Here is an 18,097-nt window from a genome sequence, read left to right as displayed (position 1 = left end):
GGCGTATGTGCGTCCCCACCTGCTCAAGCGCTGCGGCACGGTGGAAGAAATGGTTTCCGGCACGCCGTGGAATCACTTTCTGCGATCGGCCCGCGTCCGGGGCTCAATTGAGGCAAATTGGTATTTCGGGCGGATCGATCCGCCTCGGAATGACGAGTTCGATCACAACTTCGATGGGCGAGGTCGGGGTGCCATGGCGACGACATCACGGATTCGGCCGCAGCGAGTCGGCGCACTGGCGCTCGGCCTGGCCGTGGTGGCGGGCGCGGCGCTGCTGTCGGCGTCACCGGCCGCCGCGCATTCGCTCGCGGAGGCCCGGACCGTGAACGCCGCCGATGAGGACGCCGGTTCGGATTGGTGGTGGCTGTTGATCCCGTTCCTGCTGATCCTCGCCGGTCTGCTGATCGTCTGGCTCGTGCGCAGGCTGCGTCTGTCCCCGGCGGAGGAGTCGACGGTCGTGGGCGATGGGCGTGAACCGGACGAGGGTGCCGCCGCGGTGGAGCCCGAACCGGCCCGAGAGGACGAGATGACGACCGTCGGCGGCGGCGTGGGCGGTGACGAGGCCACGGTCGGGGCGGAAGCCGATGCGGAAGTCTACGCGGACGCCGAAGCGGACGTCGAAGGTGATGCCGAAGCCGACGTCGAAGCCGATGCCGAGGTCGAACGGGATGTCGAAGGAGCCGGGGACGATGAACCCGAACCGGCACCCGGCCCCGAGTCACTCGACGAACTGATGAACGTCGACATCGGCGAGGTGATGTCGCCGCCCGCCGATGCCGAACTCGGCGTCGGCGACACCACCCACCACGGTTCAGGGGACGGCGTGGGGTCCTACCACCGAAACGGCGAGGAGTTGCCGGTGCCGTTGGGTGCACACCTGCCGGTGCCCGACACGGCCGACCCGCCGGACGGCTATCCGATCAAGGCCGACGCAGACGCCGGTGTCTATCACACCCCCGACCTTCCCTCATACGCCGACGTCGCGCCGGAGATCTGGTTTGCCAGCGAATCGGCCGCCGAAGCCGCCCACTTCCGGAAGGCCGACGCTGTCTGACCGGCCATCCGGGGTGACGCGCTACGGTGTTCGACGTGGCTGATGCAGCAGATCCCAAGGTCGTGCTCGTGACCGGCGCCTCGAGCGGCATCGGCGCGGAGGTCGCCCGCCAGTTCGTCGAGCGCGGCCACACCGTCTACGGCACGAGTCGTCGGCCCGACGCGGTCGCCGATCCGGTCCGTGGAGTCCACTATGTGCGCCTGGACAACACGGACTACCTGAGCGCCGACGAGTGCGTCGACAAGGTGGGTGTCATCGACATCCTCATCAACAACGCCGGTGAGAGCCAGGCCGGCGCACTCGAGGACACCCCGATGGATGCGATCGAAAAGCTGTTCGCGGTCAACGTGTTCGGTCCTGTGGCGATCACAAAGGCTGTGCTGCCAGGGATGCGTGAGCGCGGTGGCGGGACGGTGGTGATGGTCGGATCGATGCTGTCGAGCTTCCCGGTGGCATTCCGGTCCAACTATGCCGCAACGAAATCGGCGCTCAAGGCGTTCGCACTCGCCACCCGACGGGAGGTCGCGCCCTACGGCATCCGGATGATCTCGGTCGAGCCAGGCACGATCGCCACCGGTATCGGTGACCGTCGCAGCATTCACATCGGCGATCGATCGCCCTACAAGGCCGAATACGACACCCTCGCGCGAGCGACCCGTAAGAACGAGGACGAAGGAATCGATGCGCCCACCATGGCCCGGGTCATCGTGGATGCGGCGCTTGCCGAGCATCCCAAACCCTTCTACGCCAAGGGGAATCAGGCCGGAGTGGTGTTCCTTCTGCGGCGGCTGATGCCCCGCCAACTGATCCTGGACATGACCGCGCGCAAACACGGTTTGCGTAAGGTCCGGATCTGACCGGTCCGATGCGAATCACCCTGCGTGTCATCGGCATCGGGCCGGGCAACCCGCGGCAGATCACCCTCGAGGCGATCGACGCGCTCGCCGACGTCGACGTGTTCCTGATGCTCGACAAGGGCGGTGTCAAAGAATCGTTGGCGACTGCGCGCCGGGACATCCTGGCCCGCCACGCGGCGCCCGGGCATCGGGTGATCGAGGTACTCGACCCGCCGCGGGACCGCGATCCCGACGACTACGACGCCGAGGTGCGGCGCTGGCACGCCGCCCGGGCGGCGATCTTCACCGATGTGCTCACCGCGGAGGTACACGACGCCGGGGTCGCGGCGTTCCTCGTGTGGGGGGATCCGGCGCTCTACGACAGCACCCTGCGCATCGTCGACGACCTTTGTGAGCATTCCGACCTGTCGATCGACGTCGAGGTCATTCCCGGAGTGACGAGCGCGAGTGCACTCACCGCGGCGCATCGCATCGCCGCCAACCGCATCGGCGAACCGATCCACATCACCACCGGGCGACGCCTCGCCGACACCCCTGCCGGTGCGGATTCGAACCAGATCGTGATGCTCGACGGCGACCTCGCCTTCCGGAACACAGCCGACCCGGACGACCACATCTGGTGGGGCGCCTACGTGGGGACCGACGACGAGATCCTCGTCAGCGGGCGTGTCGCCGACGTGGCCGACCGGATCGTCGCGCTGCGAGCGGAGGCGCGGGAGCGAGTGGGCTGGATCATGGACATCTACTTGCTGCGTAAGGTTTGATCTCGCGGTGTGCGGGTGTCGCCCGGTCGCTGGTCCGAGGGCGTGACCCCGGTCCCTGAGGAGCCTCCGCGGTTGGGGGCGTGACCCTGGTTGCTGTGGAGCGTCCGAGGTTGGGGGCGTGACCCCGGTCCCTGAGGAGCTCCGTGCTTGGGGGCGTCACCCTGGTTGCTGTGGAGCGTCCGTGCTTGGGGGGTCACCCCGGTCCCTGAGGAGCTCCGTGCTTGGGGGCGTGACCCCGGTCCCTGAGGAGCGTCCGAGCTTGCGAGGATGCGTCACGAAGGGCCCTTCGTGACGCGTCGCTCGTTCCTCGCGAGGCTCCTCAGGGAGCGGTGGGTGACGCGTCGCTCGTTCTTCGCGAGGCTCCTCGGGGAGCGGTGGGTGGCGCGTCGTTTGTTCTTCGCGAGGCTCCTCAGACTCAGGGCGCGGGGGTGGTGTTTGCGTTGTCGGGTGGCGGGTCGAGTGGGGCGAAGGGTGACTTTTGTACCCTCCCGCACCTGGTTCGACCGGTCACCAGATCTCGCCGAGTGCGGCGAGGATGTCGTCGCGAATCTCCTTGCGGCAGATGACGAAGTCGGGCATGTAGGGCTGTGGCTGGTTGTAGACGATCGGCGAGCCGTCGAGTCTGCTGCAGTGCAGATCGGCGGCCAGGGCCACGCCGACCGGCGCGCAGTTGTCCCACTCGTACTGGCCCCCGGAGTGCACGTAGGCGTCGACGTCGCCGCGGACCACGGCCATCGCTTTCGCGCCTGCGGAGCCGATCCCGATCATGTTCAGCGAGAGCCGGCGCGACACCCACGCGCTCTCGTACGACCCGCCGTGACGGGACGCAGCCATCCGTCCGGTGAGCGGGCCGCTGGGGGGTTTGACGGTATCGGAGCGGAACACCTCGCCGACCGCGGGAAGTGCGACCGCCGCCGACGTCACGTCGCCGTGCTCGGTGAGCGCCACGTGAACAGCCCAGTCCGCAGTGCCGGACGCGAACTCGCGCGTGCCGTCGAGCGGATCGATGATCCACACACGCTCGGCGGTCGAGCGGTCGCCGATGTCGGCGCCCTCCTCGGACAGCACCGCGTCGTGCGGGCGATGCCGGACGATCACGTTCGCAATCCAGGCCTGCGCCATCGCATCCCCGACATCACCGAGGTGGCGGCCCTGAAGTAGCTCGCCGTGCCGGACGCCCACCAGGATCTCGCCCGCGCCTTCGGCGAGGCGCGCCGCCAGGTCGACGTCAGAAAGGCGCGAGATCATCCTCCTACTAGAGCACACTGGAGTCATGCCTGAGCTTCCTGAGGTGGCGGCGATCGCGGAGTACGTGGACGGTCGCGCGGCCGGGTTTCCGATCCGGCGTGTGGACGTCGCATCGCTGGCGGTGCTCAAGACCGCGGACCCGCCCTACACCGCGTTGACCGGACGCCTGATCGAATCGGTCGGCCGGATCGGAAAGTACCTGGTCATCCGCACAGTTCCCGGTGGGGCGGGGAACGGGTCCGCCGACGCGGAGCCGGTGATCAACCTCGTCATCCATCTCTCGCGGGCCGGCTGGCTGCGTTGGAGCGATCACCTGTCGCAGACGCCACCGCGGCCCGGCGGTAAAGGGCCCATCGCCATCCGGGTCCATTGTGGCCTGCCCGGTGAGGGTTTCGATGTCACCGAGGCCGGCACGCAGAAGCGACTGGCCGTGTGGGTCGTCCGCGACGTCACCGAGGTGGAGCGGATCGCCACACTGGGCCCGGACGTGCTGTCGGTCGGACGAGACGAGTTCGCCGCGATCCTGGCCGCGTCATCCGGCCGGATCAAGAACGTACTGACCGATCAACGTGTGCTGGCCGGCGTCGGGAACGCCTACTCCGACGAAATCCTGCACACCGCGCGGCTGTCGCCGTTCGCTTCGGCGAAGTCACTGACCGACGCACAGTTCGAGGCGCTTTTCGAGGCGGTACGCTCGGTGCTGACCGACGCCATCGGTCGGCTCGAAGGTCAAGAAGTGGCCCGTCTCAAGTCCGAGAAGCGGACCGGACTACGAGTGCATGCCCGTACGGGGTTGCCGTGCCCGGTGTGTGGGGACACGGTTCGCGAGGTCTCGTTCTCCGACCGATCCTTCCAGTACTGTCCGACCTGTCAGACCGGTGGCAAGGTGTTGGCCGACCGCCGGATGTCGCGACTATTGAAATGAGCTGCCGTGCATGCCCTTGTCGTAGACGACGACACCAGGGCCGCGGAGACGATCCGACGCATGCTGGTCAGCGATGGCTGGGCGGTCACCGTTGCGCACGACGGTACCGACGGGCTCTGGCGGGCCACCGAAGGTCACTTCGACGTGATCCTGCTCGACATCCTCATGCCGGGTTTGAACGGCTTCCAGGTGCTCCAGCAACTGCGCGCCCGTGACATCTGGACCCCGGTATTGGTTCTGAGTGCCAAGGACGGTGAATACGATCAGGCCGAGGCGCTCGACTGGGGCGCGGACGACTATCTGATCAAGCCGTTTTCCGTGGTCGTGCTCAAGGCGCGATTGCGCGCCCTGCTGCGGCGCGGTGCGCCGGAGCGCCCGGCGCAGCTCGTGGTGGGTGACCTGGTTCTCGACCCGGCCGAGCACTCTGTGCGCCGAGGGGACACCCCCATCTCCTTGACCCCGCGAGAGTTCGCCGTGCTCGAATACCTGATCCGGAACACGGGCACCGTGGTCTCGAAGTCCGACATCCTCCACTCGGTCTGGGACACGAACTTCGAGGGCGATCCCAACATCGTCGAGGTGTATATCGGCTACCTGCGCAAACGGGTGGATGCGCCGTTCGGTGTGCGCAGCATCGAGACCGTCCGGGGTGCCGGCTACCGGATCCGATAGTCGGCCGGCGTCACGTGCTCGGCGGTGCGAGTTCCGCGCCGACCGCGGTGTCGTCGACGGTGGTTCGAGCGGCGGTCGGCAGCGAGATCACGAAGGTGGTGCCGTGACCGAACGAAGCCGGAGGATCCTCGATCGTGACCGTCCCGCCGTGGGCGCGGATGATCTCGTGGACGATCGACAGCCCCAGCCCCGAGCCGCCGCGATTGTTCCGATCGACGTCGAGCCGCGTGAAGCGTTCGAACACCGCGGCCCGCTGATCGGGGGCGATACCCGGCCCGTCGTCGGTCACCGAGATCGTCGCGATCGGCTGGTCGTCGTCGGCGTGCATCTCGAACCGGACCCGTGACGTCGCGTGCCGCGCTGCGTTCTCGGCCACGTTCCGCACACACCGTGCGAGTTTGTCCCGGTCACCGGACACCCGGATCGGGGTGATCGAGGTCTCCACGCGGGCCAGTCCGAGCGCCCGGAGCCGACGTACCTCGTCGACCACGAGATCGTCGAGATCGACGTCCTCGCGTTGTAGCGGCACGCCGCGCTCGTCGGCCCGCGCGAGAAGCAGCAGATCGTCGACCATGTTCTGCATACGGCGGGCCTCGGGCAGCAGGATCGTGCGCACCGTCGGCAGGTCGATCTGCGAGTCGGTGTCGTCGGCCAGGTCGAGGATGCCCACCACGGTGGTCAGCGGACTGCGAAGCTCGTGCGATGCGTCCTGGACGAACCGAAGCTGCGCCTGCTGGCTTTGGTCGAGCCGGCCGAGCATCGCATTCATGGTGGTGGCCAGCTCGGTCACCTCGTCGTCGGTGGTGGGAACCGGAACCCGAAGCGACAGATCCGAACTCGTGATCTGGTTGACCTGATGGGTGATCTTGCCGACCGGCCGCAGGCCGCGGCCGACGAAGTAGTAGATCGACACCCCGCTGAGCACGACGAGGATGGGTATCCCGATCGCGAGGAGCAGCGCCGTGTTGACCAGGCCTTCGCGGTAGGGGCCGGCGTAGATGGCGGCGACAACGGTGTAGCGATCGGCGCCGTGTCGTGCGCCCACGATCGTGCCGCAGTAGTCACCCTGGTCACCGGGAATCATCTGGCCTTCGACCGTCACCGAGGTCCAGGGGCTCGGCCGCCGGTCGGTGAGCGGCACCTGGGGCGCGCCGGGAGACGACGTGGCGATCCGCCCGTTCGAGTCGATGACCTGGATCATGTCCACCCCGGACCCGACGATCAACTCCTCGTGCGGGATGGCGCCCACTCCACCCTGTCGGATGTAGTCGGCGATTTCATAGGCTCGATAGCTGGTCGAGTCGTACATCGAACGACTGTCGGCGCGGTGCAGCATGAACAGCATGGCCACCGCTCCGAGGGCGAGTGCCAGGGCGACGAGGCAGGTCCCGACAACGGTGGAGCGCACACGCACGCCCTGGCGCCTGCTGAACAGGGCCTGCCATCCGGGCAAAGTGCCAGACATCAGAGCTCCTCATGGTGTGTCGACTGATCCGGCCGCTGCCGGTTGAGGCGATCGCACCTGTTCGTCTCATCGTAAATGTCATGTGAACGTCCGACAAAGATCTTGGCGCTGCGGCTTTCAGCGGACCTTCAGGTAGACCGACGCACAGTTGGCACATGACCGTGATCGCGAGCCGCACCCCGACGCCCGAACAGGCGAACCCGGCTTCAGCCGTTTCCTGCACTGTAGCGGAATACATTGTGCAGCAACTCCTCTGCGAGTCGATCACCACAGTGTTCGGAGTCCATGGCGCCAACGTGGAGGATCTCTACGACGCGGCGGTCCGTGCGGAGGGCATGACGCCGGTCGTCGCCAAGCACGAGTTCGCGGCCGGCGCGATGGCTGACGGGGTCGCACGGATCACCGGACGACCCGCCGCCGTGATGACCACGTCGGGCGGCGGGGCGATGAACGTCGTGCCCGCGCTGGCCGAGTCCTACGACAGTCGCGTCCCGGTGCTCGCGCTGATCGGGACCGCGCCGACGACGCTGGTCGGGCGAGGGGCATTTCAGGACATGCTGTCCCCGCCGGACACCATCGACATCACCGGCGTCATGTCCGCAGTCGCCGGATCCTGTTCGGTGGTGTCCGAACCGGCCGAGGTGCCGGCGGCACTCGCCACCGCAATCGCGACACTGCACCGAGGACAACCTGCCGTTGTCTTGCTGCCCAAGGATGTTCAGCGTTCGGCACTGCCCGCCGGGGCAGATCCAGGGCACCATATCCGGCACACACGGCCGCCCCACGATGAGGTCCGGGCCGAACTGAGCCGGATAGCCGACGACCTCGCCTCCGTCGTCCGTTCGGGCGGCCGGGTGGTCATCTGGGCGGGGGACGAGGCGTCGGTTGCCGGTCTCGGCGAGCAGATCGCAGCCCTCGCCGCGCGGTTGGGTGCCGACGTCGTCGCGTCGCCCGGGGGCCGCGACATCCTGGCCGACGCAGAAGGAAACGCGGGAGTGACCGGGGTGATGGGTCACCCCTCGGCGCATCGGTCGGTCGAGCAAGCCGAGCTCTGCCTGGCGATCGGCTGTCGCATGACGATGACCGATCGCGCCGGCCTTGACGACGCCCTTGGCCGGATACGGGTGATCCACCTGGGTGCCGAGCCACCGCGATCGGCACAACCCGTCGACCACCTGTCCTGCGGCGACCTCCGTGGTTGTCTGGATGCCCTGACCGATCGCATCCGGGAATCGGTCGCCACACCGCCACACCGCCCGCCGATCGAGGTGACCCGTCTCCCGGTGCCCGCCCCTCGCGTCGACCTCGACATGCAGACCGCGATCACCGAGATCGGCGCTGCGCTGCCGCCGGACACGGTCGTCTTCGCCGATGCCGGGAATGCGGGGGCGGCGGCGATCCACCATCTGCCATTCGGCCGGGGCCGATTCGTCGTCGCGCTGGGCATGGGCGGCATGGGTTACGCTCTCGCGGCGGGCGTCGGCACCGCCATCCACTCGACGACGACCGGACAGCCGACGCGCACCGTGGTCATCGCCGGGGACGGTGCATTCTTCATGCACGGCATGGAGATCCACACCGCCATCGAACACAACGCGCCGGTCACCTTCGTGCTGCTGAACAACAATGCACACGGAATGTGCATCACCCGTGAGCACCTGTTCTTCCCGAACGTACCGAGTATCAACCGATTCCGGCCCACTGACCTTGCTGCCGGGCTCGATGCGATGTTTCCGGATCTCGGCGTCGCGCATGCGACGGACCGCAGCGGTCTTCGTTCCGCGGCGGCGGATCTGCTGTCCCGACATGGCCCCAATTGTCTCGTCATCGACGTGGATCCCGACGAGATCCCTCCATTCGCACCATTGATCCCGAAAGGCCACTCATGACCTCAGTATTGCCCGCTCTGTCCGATCTCGGAGACGATGCGGCCGGCCTCGAGGGGCTGACGCGTATCGAGACGCATCCGCGCAAGATCGCCACACCGATCCTGTTGGATCGGCTGCGGTCGGTCTACCCACACGACCAGATCTACGGCGAGTTCTGTCCGGTCCAGAGTTTCGTGGCCGCGCCACCGCGCGAGCTCTTCGAATGGCTCGCGGACACAAGGTCGTTGGAGGAGTGGACGTATAGCCTGCGCGGATTCACCCGGACCGAGGAGGACGGGCTGTGGGTCGCACAGGACCGGCTGGGCTCGGACACGAAGATCTACACCCGTACCGTCGCCAACGCCGAAGCGATGACGGTCGACTACCACTGCGCGTGGGATCAGGGCCGGCACCTGTGGATGATCTACCTCATGCGGGTCGTCGACGCGCAGGTGGTGTTCGACCGGCCCGGCTCGGTGGTGTTGTGGACCAACTGTCATCACCCGTTCTACGACGAGAACCCGTACCCGGAAACCGCTCCACCGGAGCGCCCGGTCTGGGTGGGCGACTTCTGGGAGACATTCTCCGGGGGCCACCAACTCGAACTCGAGAACCTCAAGGCCATCGCGGAGTACCGACACCGCAACGGCCTGCCCATCACCCCCGATTGGATGCGCTCATGACCGTCACCGACATGCCGACGACCTTGGTGGATCTCGCCACCTACCTGCCCGAGAATCGGGTACCGGCAGAGTATTTCGCTCAGTACGCCGAAGAAGACGACCTGAGCGGCAACGCGATGTTCCGGTCACCGGCCTTCCGCCATCACGCAGCCGACGGTGAGACGTCGGCCGACATGATGATGTCTGCGGCGCGCGTTCTCGCCGAGCGGCACGGCGCCGACATCTTCGACGACGTCGATGTGGTGCTCACACACAGTCAGCTTCCCGAAGTGCCCGTGCGGGGATGTGGCGGGGAAGTGGCCCATCGACTCGGCCTGCGTCCGACGACGGTTCTCGACGTCCACAACGGTGGGTGCGCGGCGTTCATCCACATGATCGATCTGGCCGGAGCGCTGCTGCGCGCCAACGGCGGCCGCACCGCGCTGATCGGTCTGGCCCAGAACAGCGCGGGCCAGGTGTTCACGCAGGAACAGGTGCGTGGCAAGCCGCAGGCCTGTATCCCGGGCGATGGTTCGGCAGTGGCGCTGGTGCGTATCGGTGGTGAGGGCGGGAGCCCGATACTCGGGCTGACCTGTCACTCGTACGGTCAGTATTCCGCCGACATGACCGGCGTCTCGAATCCGCCGCGTAAGTACTGGGAGGCCGGGCCCGGCCAGATCCACATCGGCTTCAACGAGGCCAAGATCGCCAAGGTGCTGGCCCGTGGAAACCGGATGGTGCCGGAGGCGGCCATCGAGGTCGCCGACGGCATCGGCATCGCACCCGCGGGCCTCGATTGGTTCGTGACCAACCAGCCCAACCGGATATTCCTGCGCAACTGGCGTGAGGCCATGGAACTCCCGGAGCAACGACATCCCGACACCTTCGACGAGTGCGGCAATCTGTTCGCCGTCGGCATCCCGGTCACCCTCGACACGGCGATCACCGACGGTCGTATCCAGGAGGGCGACGTGGTGATGACCGCGGCCTTCGCCCACGCCGGCGATTTCGCGGCGGCCGCCGCGCTCCGGTGGGGTGGCCGCTCGTGAGTCCTCCGTTCGACTGTGGAACGGTTGCGGTTCCGTCCGTCCGGCTGAACCTCAACGAATCCGCGTATGGGCCGCTGCCATCCGTGTCAGCGGCGTTGCGGGACTGCCTGACCGACGTCAATCGGTATCCCGACTTTCGTCCCGACCGCACGCGCAGCCAGATAGCGGATCATCTGCGATTGCCGTCCGGCCAGATCACGGTGGGAGCCGGCGCCACCGGGGTCGCCCTGTCCGCGCTCGAGATGTGTCGCCGTCGGGCGGCCGCGTGTGGAATCGACTCGCCCGCGATCGTGACCGCGATGCCGACCTTCGACGGCTACCCGATCCTCGCGTCCATGGTCGGCCTGCGCGTCGACGCGGTACCGCTCGCCGTTGACGGCAGCCCCGACCTCGACGCCCTCCAGGCCGCCGTCTCCGCGGACACGGTCGCCGTCATCGTCTGCACTCCACACAACCCGACCGGCGCCGTCGTGGACACCGCCGAACTCCATGCGTTCATCGGTGCGCTGCCACCCGGTGTGCTTGCCATCGTCGACGAGGCATACGTCGAATTCTGTGACAACCCTCCCGATCTCAGGGATCTTCTGACGATCAACGCCGACGTCTTGGTCCTGCGCACGTTCTCGAAGGCCTATGGTCTCGCTGCCCTCCGGGTCGGCTACGGTATCGGTGCCCGCGACCTGGTGTCGGCACTGCACCGACACGAGGTCCCGTTCGCGGTGGGCGCCCCGGCGATGGCCGCCGTGCCCGTCGCGCTGGCTGCCGAAGAGCAACTCGCCGAGCGTGTTCGGGCGATGCAGACCGAACGTCGCCGGATGGCGGACATGCTGGCCGCGATCGGATGCCCGACCCTGCCGAGCCAGGGCAACTTCCTGTTCGTGCCCGGCCCGGAGGGCGTGGACATCGGCAGACTGCTGCGCAGCTGCGGTGTCGCGACCAAAGAATGTGCAACCGACGGAATCCGCATCACGGTCGGCGATCGCGCGAGTACCGATCACCTGATCGCGGTGCTGCGCATGACCGCGATGACCGCCTGACCGGTCGACCTGCGAGCCCTCCGTTCCGGGTAGGTTGGGGTGCCGTGACCGCAACGACACGGCAGAAGATCCTGATCACCGGCGCCAGCTCCGGGCTCGGTGAAGGAATGGCACGCATGTTCGCCGCCCGGGGTCGGGCGCTGGCCCTGTGTGCCCGACGTCTCGATCGGCTCGATGAGCTCGCACTCGAATTGCGGCCGGCCGCCGCGCAGGTGGCCACCGCGCGGCTCGACGTCACCGACACCGACTCGGTCCCCGGGGTTTTCACCGCACTGGCCGACGAACTCGGTGGTCTCGACCGGGTGATCGTCAACGCCGGCCTGGGGAAAGGGGCGCCGTTGGGAACCGGCAACGCCGCTGCGAACATCGAAACGATCCAGACGAACCTCGTCGGGGCACTGGCCCAGGCCGAGGCGGCCCTGGAGATCTTCCGCGCCCAGGGGCACGGACATCTGGTGTTGGTCAGTTCGATGAGCGCGATCCGCGGCCTGCCCAAGGCCCAGGCCGCGTACTCGGCGTCGAAAGCCGGACTCTCGGCACTCGGCCAGGGGCTGCAGGCCGAGTTCGCCGGATCGCCGATCACGGTGTCGGTCCTTCTGCCCGGGTACATCGAGACCGACATCAACCGAGGTGTGCAGACGGCGATGATGACCGGCACCGACAAGGGGGTCGCGGCGATGGTGGCCGCCATCGAGAAGGAGTCCGCCTGGGCGCCCGTCCCGACCTGGCCCTGGCTGCCGATCGCGGCTGCCCTGCGCTATCTACCGTCGGCGATCACCCGTCGGATGGTGTGACGCGGTTCGGTGTGCCCCTGCATTGACATGCTTAGCTGAGAAGCGCCCCTGAGAAGCGCCCCCACAGGAAGCGGCCGCCGACATTATGTCGCCGGCCTCGTTCCACAGGGCGCATGTCGAGGGCGCTTTTCATGGTGCTGTCGGAGGTAGATCCCGGGCCGTTGGTCCGGTTCGCACCGCGATGGGGTGTCAGCCCGCGGCCGGGCCCGCGCTCGGAGAGGCGGATGCGGGCAATCCGGCCGGTGACCACACGACGGGCGCGCTCTTGTAGTCGAGCGCTTCCTGGCCGGCGGTGTCGGCCCAGTAGATCACCCGTTGGAGGCGTTGCCCCCGATCCGCCACGGACACCAGGCAGGTGGAGTACGACTCGCCCCGTCGCATCTGTTCGGGCGGCGTCGAAGCAGGACAGTCGGGCAGTCCGGGTGTAGGGGAGAACGTCAAGGCCGGGGTCTTTCCGTCGGCGCTGGCGCTCAACCCGAAAACGTCGGGTGCGGACGCCGGACGCGTCGACAACGAGGTCACCGTGACGTAGAAGAAGTAGGCGGTGCCGCCGTTGGTGGCGTCGTCGGGAACACCCTCGGCGGGGGTGATCCCGGTGACGGTGAACATCGCGTGCGGGCCGGTGGCCGCGAAGGTGTGGGCGGGCAGGACGGCGGATTCGCCGAAGGTGAGTGGGGTCCCGGTGGCGGAGAGATCGGTCTGGCCGCGCGGCGCCGCGACGGCAGCACTGGTCGGAACCGAGGTGGGCGTCACCTCGTCAGAGGTGGATGACGATGTGCACCCGGCAGTGACGACCGCGATCGCGGCGCACGCGAGCAGACTCACACGCCGTGCCACCTGCGTCGCGGTCTGTGATCCCATCACCCTGCGTAAGGTAGCCGATGTGTCGGCAAAGCAGGGGCAGGTTGTGGCCCATGGCGCGTTTCAATTGTTCGGTGAGCGGCGCTGTGACGAGGTCAGCGAACTGCTGATCGACGTCTTCGGGCGCGATGACGTGGCGGCGCTCGGCGCCGATTGGCGGGGGATCGTGTACTTCACCCTCGCCGACGATCCCGATATCGGCGGCGACACCGTGGTCGGTTTCGATCCGTCGAGCGGCAGCAGCGGGCCGTTGGCGTCGGTGGGTGAGGTGCTCGCCGCGGTGCGCAACGGCGACATCGCCGAAGCCGTGGATGCCGCGAGCTTCGACGCGTGGCGCACGGCGACTGGTCTGCGAGCGATCGACATGGGGGACTGTGTGCCGCCGGCCGTGCACGAGTTCATGGGCGGCGATCCCGCCGAACGCTCCACGGAACCACAGGATCTGATCACTTTCATCGCGGTGGCCGCAGCGTTGATGGGCCGTCTCGAGGCGCTCGGTGTGCAACCGGGCGACGAGATCCCCGACGAGGTCTTCGACGAATCACGCTGGTAGCCGGGCCCTTCGTGACGCTTCGCTCGTTCCTCGCGAGGCTCCTCAGGGATCGGGGTGAAGTTCGCGAGCGCGCTCGCTCCACAGGGAGGCCCTTCGTGACGCTTCGCTCGTTCCTCGCGAGGCTCCTCAGGGATCGGTGGGTGACGCCTGCTCGCTGCTCAGGGATCGGCGGGTGACGCTTGCGAGCGGCGCAGCGTCAGGCCTTGCGGCCGCGGTGTTGGCGGTACCAGCGGACCAGCGCGTCGGTCGATGAATCATCTTGGGGCGCTGGGGAAGTGTCGTCGACGAGGACTCCCAGCAGTTCCTTGGCCTGGGTCTTGCCCAATTCCACACCCCATTGGTCGAAGGGGTTGATGCCCCAGATCATGCCCTCGACGAACACCTGGTGCTCGTAGAGGGCGATAAGCTGCCCGATGACCGAGGGGGTCAGCTCCGGCGCGAGGATCGACGTCGACGGTCGGTTGCCGGGCATCACCTTGTGCGCCACGATGTTTGGAGCGACTCCCTCGGCGGCGATCTCGTCGGCGGTCTTGCCGAACGCCAAGACCTTGGTCTGGGCGAAGTAGTTGCTCATCAGCAGATCGTGCATCGAGCCCGAGCCGTCCGCAGTCGGCAGATCGTCGGTGGGCTGAGCGAAGCCGATGAAGTCCGCCGGGATCATCCGCGTGCCTTGATGCAGCAACTGGTAGAACGCGTGCTGACCATTTGTGCCGGGCTCACCCCAGAACATCTCTCCGGTATCCGTCGTGACGTGATGTCCGTGAGCGGTCACCGATTTGCCGTTCGACTCCATCGTCAACTGCTGCAGATACGCCGCGAACCGTGCCATGTCGTCGGAATAGGGCAGCACCACGCGTGATTGGGCATCCCAGAAGTTGTTGTACCAGAGGCCGATCAGACCCAGGATCACCGGCGCGTTCTGCTCGAGCGGTGCAGTGCGGAAGTGTTCGTCGACGACGTGGAACCCGGCCAGGAAGTCGGCGAACCGCTCCTTGCCGATCGCCGCCATGACCGAGAGGCCGATGGCCGAGTCCACCGAGTAGCGCCCGCCCACCCAGTCCCAGAACCCGAACATGTTGACGGTGTCGATGCCGAACTTCGCGACCTCGTCGGCATTGGTGCTGACGGCGACGAAGTGCTTGGCAACCGCGTCATCCCCGGCACCGAGCTTCTCCAACAGCCAACTCCGCGCCGCCGCGGCGTTGGTCAGCGTCTCCAATGTGGTGAATGTCTTGGAGGCGATGATGAAGAGTGTGGTCTCCGCGTCCAGATCGGCGAGGGTGCCGACCATGTCGGCGGGGTCGACGTTGGACACGAAGTGGCAGCGGATGTTCGAGTCGACGTAATGGCGCAGCGACCGGTACACCATCACCGGTCCGAGGTCGGAGCCGCCGATCCCGATGTTGACGACGTCGGTGATGGCTTTTCCGGTGTGTCCCTTCCATTCCCCGCTGCGCAGCTTGTCTGTGAACGCGCCCATCGCGGTCAGGACCTCGTGCACGTCGGCGACGACGTCCTGCCCGTCGACGGTCAGGGAGGCGTCGGCCGGGAGACGTAACGCGGTGTGCAGGACCGCGCGGTCCTCAGAGGTGTTGATGTGCTCGCCGGCGAACATGTCGTCGCGCCGGTCCTCCAGCCCGACCTCGCGGGCCAAACTGGTGAGCAGTTCCAGCGTCTCCCGCAGCACGCGATGCTTGGAATAGTCGATGTGCAGGTCGCCGACGTCGATGGTCAGTTCCCGGCCACGCTCCGGGTCCACGGCGAAGACCTCACGCAGATGCATCGCGTAGACGTGCGGCTGATGCGCGGCGAGGGCCTGCCAGGACTGGGTGGCGGTGATGTCGTCGTGGTCACTGATGTCGAAGTCGCTGCCGGAGACGTCACTCATGGCCTTCACCCTATGCTGTCGCCGGTGGACCCGCGACGTCATGCGCGGACCGTGATCGGGTCGGAGTCACCCCGCTAACGGCCGAGCGGACCGCGGCCCAGTCGCAGCAGGAGCATGGCCAGCGTGTGGCCTTCCTGACCGAGTTCGGCGAACCGATCGAGCACCTTGACCTCACGGCTGTGCACCAGGCGCGGACCGCCCGACGCCATGCGCATGGCACCGATCTTCTTCGAGACCGCCGAGCGTCGCTTGACCGACGCGAGAATCATCGCGTCGAGCCTGTCGATCTCCAGACGGAGGACGTCGATGTCGTCGGCCAAGCCCGAGACGTCGTCAGACAGGTCGTAGTCATCCGCGTCGAACGGCATCGCGGCACCGGCCGTCTCGTCAGGTGTGTTGGCGTGAGTCACCAGACCGATTTTGCCACGGGCGGTTCACGCCGTGAGACTGGACCGCATGCTGAGCAGCCGGACGGTCTCGTGGGTGGCCATCGCTCTGATCGTGGCACAACTCGTGATCCGTGGCTGGCTTGCCCTGTCGAGCAACTTTTACTGGGATGACCTGGTCCTCATCGGACGTGCATCGTCGAACCCGATCCTCAGCTGGGACTACCTCGGGCACAGCCACGACGGTCACTTCATGCCGGCGGCGTTCCTCGTGGCCGGGGTGTCGACGCTGATCGCACCGGTCAACTGGATCGTCCCCGCGATCACTCTGATCGTGCTGCAGGTACTCGCGTCGCTGGCGGTCTGGCGGATGATCCGGGTTCTCGCCGGTCCCGCCGCGGGACTCGGTGCGCTGGGCGCGCTGGCGTTCTACCTCTTCACGCCGATGACGGTGCCGGCCTTCGCCTGGTGGGCGGCGGCACTCAACTCACTGCCGATGCAGGCCGCGATGGCCTGGATTGTTGCCGATGCGGTGCTGTTGGCGCGGTCGAGCAGTCGACGCCCGGACGCCCGATCGATCCTGATCCGATCGACGGTGATCTTCGTGGTGGCCTTGGCGTTCTTCGAGAAGTCGTTGTTCATCCTGCCCGTGGCGTTCGCGGCGGCGGTGCTGGCCGTGCGGTTCTCCGGCAGCACGGACGCCCCGCGTGTACCCGGTGCCTCCGGCGGTGCCGCCACGACTCGCATCGCCGACGATCCCGACTCGGCCGCAGCCACCGCCTACCCGGAGTCCGCACTCGTCCGAGCGTTCACCCGTGGGCGCGCCCTGTGGGCATCGATGGGCGGGATCTTCGTGGTGTGGACACTGATCTTCTTCTCGGTGTCCGACGCCACGGCCGGTGAGCATTCGGTGGCGCAGACGGCGCGATTGGTGTGGCGGACGATCAACGATGCCGTCGTCCCTTCGATGGTGGGCGGACCCTGGGAGTGGGAGCGCTGGGTCCCGAGTCCGCCGATGGGCTTCCCTCCAGTCTGGATGATCATTCTCGGGTGGCTGGTCGTGGCGGCGCTGGTGGGGTGGGCGGTGGCACGACGGCGCGGTGCGCTCGCCGTCGTGCTGTGTGCCGCCGGGTACATGATTGCCGCACAGATCCCGGTGATGTGGAATCGCTCGAGTGCCAACACGGCACTCGAACTGGCGCAGACCATGCGCTATCTGCCCGATACCGCACTGGTCTTCACCATCGCGATCGCGCTCATCGTCGGGTCGCCGGCCGTGGCGTCGCGCACGGAGGGCGCGCGTGCGGCGGCGTCGGGTCGGCACGCCGGCCAGCGAGCGGAGCGCGGTCAACTCGTCGGCGTGGGTGTGGCGATCGCGGCCGGCCTGGCGATCGCATCGGCGATGATCTCGCTGGCATCGTTCGCGACCTCGTGGCGTGACGACCCGACCGGCGACTACCTCGCGAACGCGAAGCGTTCACTCGCTGCCAATCAGGACCACACGATGTTCGACCAGTCCCTGCCGCTCGAGGTACTGCTGCCCGTCGCCTACCCGAACAACCAGATCAGCCACACCTTCGGGCGGCTGCGCGACCGACCCGAGTTCGGCGTGACGACCGACCGGCTGAACGTCCTCGACAGCAGCGGCACCATGGTGCCGGGGGCGGTGACCCCGGCACGCACGATCAGGCCCGGTCGGGGCGCATGCGATCGACCGGAGATAACCGGTCCCGCGCGGCTGACCCTCGACGGCCCACTTCTGCAGTGGCGATGGACCATCGCCGTGAGCTACTGCGCCAACACCGCCGGTCAGATCGACCTGTCACTCGACCACGGCGCCCCCGTACGGGTGGCTGTCGAGCCGGGTCTGCACGTCGCCTACGTGCAGTTGGAGGGTCGCGGCCGCAGCATCTCGGTGCGTCCTGTCACCGATGGGCTGGCGCTGCACACCGGTGAGGGCCGGGTGGGGGAAGTCGCCGAGGCGCGGCTGGTCGGCTGATCGCCGAGTCCGCTC

Annotated in this window: 17 protein-coding genes; 12 read left to right on the top strand and 5 right to left on the bottom strand. The window is 67.4% G+C overall.

Annotated elements, in window-relative coordinates; translation table 11 throughout:
- Positions 1-193 precede the first annotated feature (193 nt).
- From AC4AMJ_RS16940 to cobF, 3 genes are read left to right on the top strand one after another with little or no spacing between them, the layout of a single operon-like run.
- Positions 194-1,054, top strand: a complete 861-nt coding sequence (locus AC4AMJ_RS16940) for a sunset domain-containing protein (RefSeq protein WP_489913438.1) — start codon at positions 194-196, stop codon at positions 1,052-1,054.
- Positions 1,055-1,089: 35 nt separating this feature from the next.
- The gene (locus AC4AMJ_RS16935) at positions 1,090-1,911 is read left to right on the top strand and encodes an SDR family oxidoreductase (RefSeq protein WP_489913436.1); all 822 of its coding nucleotides are present in this window, start codon (positions 1,090-1,092) and stop codon (positions 1,909-1,911) included.
- An 8-nt stretch (positions 1,912-1,919) separates the two neighbouring features.
- Positions 1,920-2,675 carry a precorrin-6A synthase (deacetylating) gene (gene cobF, locus AC4AMJ_RS16930; RefSeq protein WP_489913434.1) on the top strand — a complete coding sequence of 252 codons (756 nt, stop codon included), beginning with the start codon at positions 1,920-1,922 and terminating at the stop codon, positions 2,673-2,675.
- A 507-nt stretch (positions 2,676-3,182) separates the two neighbouring features.
- On the opposite strand, the gene AC4AMJ_RS16925 is transcribed toward cobF, so the two are convergent.
- Positions 3,183-3,923: a 3'(2'),5'-bisphosphate nucleotidase CysQ gene (locus tag AC4AMJ_RS16925; RefSeq protein ID WP_489913432.1), complete on the bottom strand. Its 741-nt coding sequence runs from the start codon at positions 3,921-3,923 to the stop codon at positions 3,183-3,185.
- Between the two features lie 25 nt (positions 3,924-3,948).
- Here AC4AMJ_RS16925 and AC4AMJ_RS16920 point away from each other — a divergent pair, with 25 nt between their 5' ends.
- Both AC4AMJ_RS16920 and AC4AMJ_RS16915 read left to right on the top strand, forming a co-directional pair.
- Positions 3,949-4,848, top strand: a complete 900-nt coding sequence (locus AC4AMJ_RS16920) for an Fpg/Nei family DNA glycosylase (RefSeq protein WP_489899970.1) — start codon at positions 3,949-3,951, stop codon at positions 4,846-4,848.
- Positions 4,849-4,854: 6 nt separating this feature from the next.
- Complete coding sequence (locus AC4AMJ_RS16915) at positions 4,855-5,520, top strand: response regulator transcription factor (protein WP_489899971.1); 666 nt, start codon at positions 4,855-4,857, stop codon at positions 5,518-5,520.
- 10 nt (positions 5,521-5,530) lie between these two features.
- On the opposite strand, the gene AC4AMJ_RS16910 is transcribed toward AC4AMJ_RS16915, so the two are convergent.
- Positions 5,531-6,985 (bottom strand): sensor histidine kinase, encoded by a 1,455-nt coding sequence (locus AC4AMJ_RS16910; RefSeq protein ID WP_489913430.1) that lies wholly within the window; start codon positions 6,983-6,985, stop codon positions 5,531-5,533.
- Positions 6,986-7,140: 155 nt separating this feature from the next.
- Here AC4AMJ_RS16910 and AC4AMJ_RS16905 point away from each other — a divergent pair, with 155 nt between their 5' ends.
- The 5 genes from AC4AMJ_RS16905 to AC4AMJ_RS16885 are packed head-to-tail and all read left to right on the top strand — an operon-like array spanning position 7,141 to position 12,395.
- Positions 7,141-8,874: a thiamine pyrophosphate-binding protein gene (locus AC4AMJ_RS16905; RefSeq protein WP_489913428.1), complete on the top strand. Its 1,734-nt coding sequence runs from the start codon at positions 7,141-7,143 to the stop codon at positions 8,872-8,874.
- Positions 8,871-9,536 (top strand): SRPBCC family protein, encoded by a 666-nt coding sequence (locus tag AC4AMJ_RS16900; RefSeq protein WP_489899974.1) that lies wholly within the window; start codon positions 8,871-8,873, stop codon positions 9,534-9,536. The genes AC4AMJ_RS16905 and AC4AMJ_RS16900 overlap by 4 nt, the downstream gene beginning before the upstream one ends.
- Positions 9,533-10,564, top strand: coding sequence for a 3-oxoacyl-ACP synthase III family protein (locus AC4AMJ_RS16895; protein WP_489913426.1), 1,032 nt, complete (start codon positions 9,533-9,535; stop codon positions 10,562-10,564). Before AC4AMJ_RS16900 ends, AC4AMJ_RS16895 begins: the two co-directional genes overlap by 4 nt.
- Positions 10,561-11,601 carry a pyridoxal phosphate-dependent aminotransferase gene (locus AC4AMJ_RS16890; protein WP_489913424.1) on the top strand — a complete coding sequence of 347 codons (1,041 nt, stop codon included), beginning with the start codon at positions 10,561-10,563 and terminating at the stop codon, positions 11,599-11,601. The genes AC4AMJ_RS16895 and AC4AMJ_RS16890 overlap by 4 nt, the downstream gene beginning before the upstream one ends.
- A gap of 44 nt (positions 11,602-11,645) precedes the next feature.
- Positions 11,646-12,395, top strand: a complete 750-nt coding sequence (locus tag AC4AMJ_RS16885) for an SDR family oxidoreductase (RefSeq protein ID WP_489899978.1) — start codon at positions 11,646-11,648, stop codon at positions 12,393-12,395.
- A gap of 189 nt (positions 12,396-12,584) precedes the next feature.
- Here AC4AMJ_RS16885 and AC4AMJ_RS16880 read toward each other — a convergent pair whose 3' ends face one another.
- Positions 12,585-13,256: a hypothetical protein gene (locus AC4AMJ_RS16880; protein WP_489899979.1), complete on the bottom strand. Its 672-nt coding sequence runs from the start codon at positions 13,254-13,256 to the stop codon at positions 12,585-12,587.
- 22 nt (positions 13,257-13,278) lie between these two features.
- On the opposite strand from AC4AMJ_RS16880, the gene AC4AMJ_RS16875 reads away from it, so the two are divergent.
- Positions 13,279-13,809: a hypothetical protein gene (locus tag AC4AMJ_RS16875; RefSeq protein WP_489899981.1), complete on the top strand. Its 531-nt coding sequence runs from the start codon at positions 13,279-13,281 to the stop codon at positions 13,807-13,809.
- A 196-nt stretch (positions 13,810-14,005) separates the two neighbouring features.
- On the opposite strand, the gene pgi is transcribed toward AC4AMJ_RS16875, so the two are convergent.
- Entirely contained in the window at positions 14,006-15,697 is a 1,692-nt protein-coding gene (gene pgi, locus AC4AMJ_RS16870) for a glucose-6-phosphate isomerase (protein ID WP_489913422.1), read from the bottom strand.
- 74 nt (positions 15,698-15,771) lie between these two features.
- Positions 15,772-16,065, bottom strand: a complete 294-nt coding sequence (locus AC4AMJ_RS16865; protein ID WP_489900785.1) for a chorismate mutase — start codon at positions 16,063-16,065, stop codon at positions 15,772-15,774.
- Between the two features lie 88 nt (positions 16,066-16,153).
- On the opposite strand from AC4AMJ_RS16865, the gene AC4AMJ_RS16860 reads away from it, so the two are divergent.
- Positions 16,154-18,082, top strand: coding sequence for a hypothetical protein (locus AC4AMJ_RS16860; protein WP_489913420.1), 1,929 nt, complete (start codon positions 16,154-16,156; stop codon positions 18,080-18,082).
- Positions 18,083-18,097 lie beyond the last annotated feature (15 nt).

This window comes from Gordonia sp. LMA484 (assembly GCF_058129505.1).
Note: the sequence above shows the minus strand (reverse complement) of the source record. Positions and strands in the feature narration are given on the sequence as shown.

What these genes read in the sequence shown, in the direction of transcription:
- AC4AMJ_RS16940 (WP_489913438.1), top strand. Translation starts at nt 194, where the DNA reads ATGGCGACGACATCACGGATTCGGCCGCAGCGAGTCGGCGCACTGGCG.
- cobF (WP_489913434.1), top strand. Translation starts at nt 1,920, where the DNA reads ATGCGAATCACCCTGCGTGTCATCGGCATCGGGCCGGGCAACCCGCGG.
- AC4AMJ_RS16925 (WP_489913432.1), bottom strand. Translation starts at nt 3,923, where the DNA reads ATGATCTCGCGCCTTTCTGACGTCGACCTGGCGGCGCGCCTCGCCGAA.
- AC4AMJ_RS16920 (WP_489899970.1), top strand. Translation starts at nt 3,949, where the DNA reads ATGCCTGAGCTTCCTGAGGTGGCGGCGATCGCGGAGTACGTGGACGGT.
- AC4AMJ_RS16910 (WP_489913430.1), bottom strand. Translation starts at nt 6,985, where the DNA reads ATGTCTGGCACTTTGCCCGGATGGCAGGCCCTGTTCAGCAGGCGCCAG.
- AC4AMJ_RS16905 (WP_489913428.1), top strand. Translation starts at nt 7,141, where the DNA reads ATGACCGTGATCGCGAGCCGCACCCCGACGCCCGAACAGGCGAACCCG.
- AC4AMJ_RS16900 (WP_489899974.1), top strand. Translation starts at nt 8,871, where the DNA reads ATGACCTCAGTATTGCCCGCTCTGTCCGATCTCGGAGACGATGCGGCC.
- AC4AMJ_RS16895 (WP_489913426.1), top strand. Translation starts at nt 9,533, where the DNA reads ATGACCGTCACCGACATGCCGACGACCTTGGTGGATCTCGCCACCTAC.
- AC4AMJ_RS16880 (WP_489899979.1), bottom strand. Translation starts at nt 13,256, where the DNA reads ATGGGATCACAGACCGCGACGCAGGTGGCACGGCGTGTGAGTCTGCTC.
- pgi (WP_489913422.1), bottom strand. Translation starts at nt 15,697, where the DNA reads ATGAGTGACGTCTCCGGCAGCGACTTCGACATCAGTGACCACGACGAC.
- AC4AMJ_RS16865 (WP_489900785.1), bottom strand. Translation starts at nt 16,065, where the DNA reads ATGCCGTTCGACGCGGATGACTACGACCTGTCTGACGACGTCTCGGGC.
- AC4AMJ_RS16860 (WP_489913420.1), top strand. Translation starts at nt 16,154, where the DNA reads ATGCTGAGCAGCCGGACGGTCTCGTGGGTGGCCATCGCTCTGATCGTG.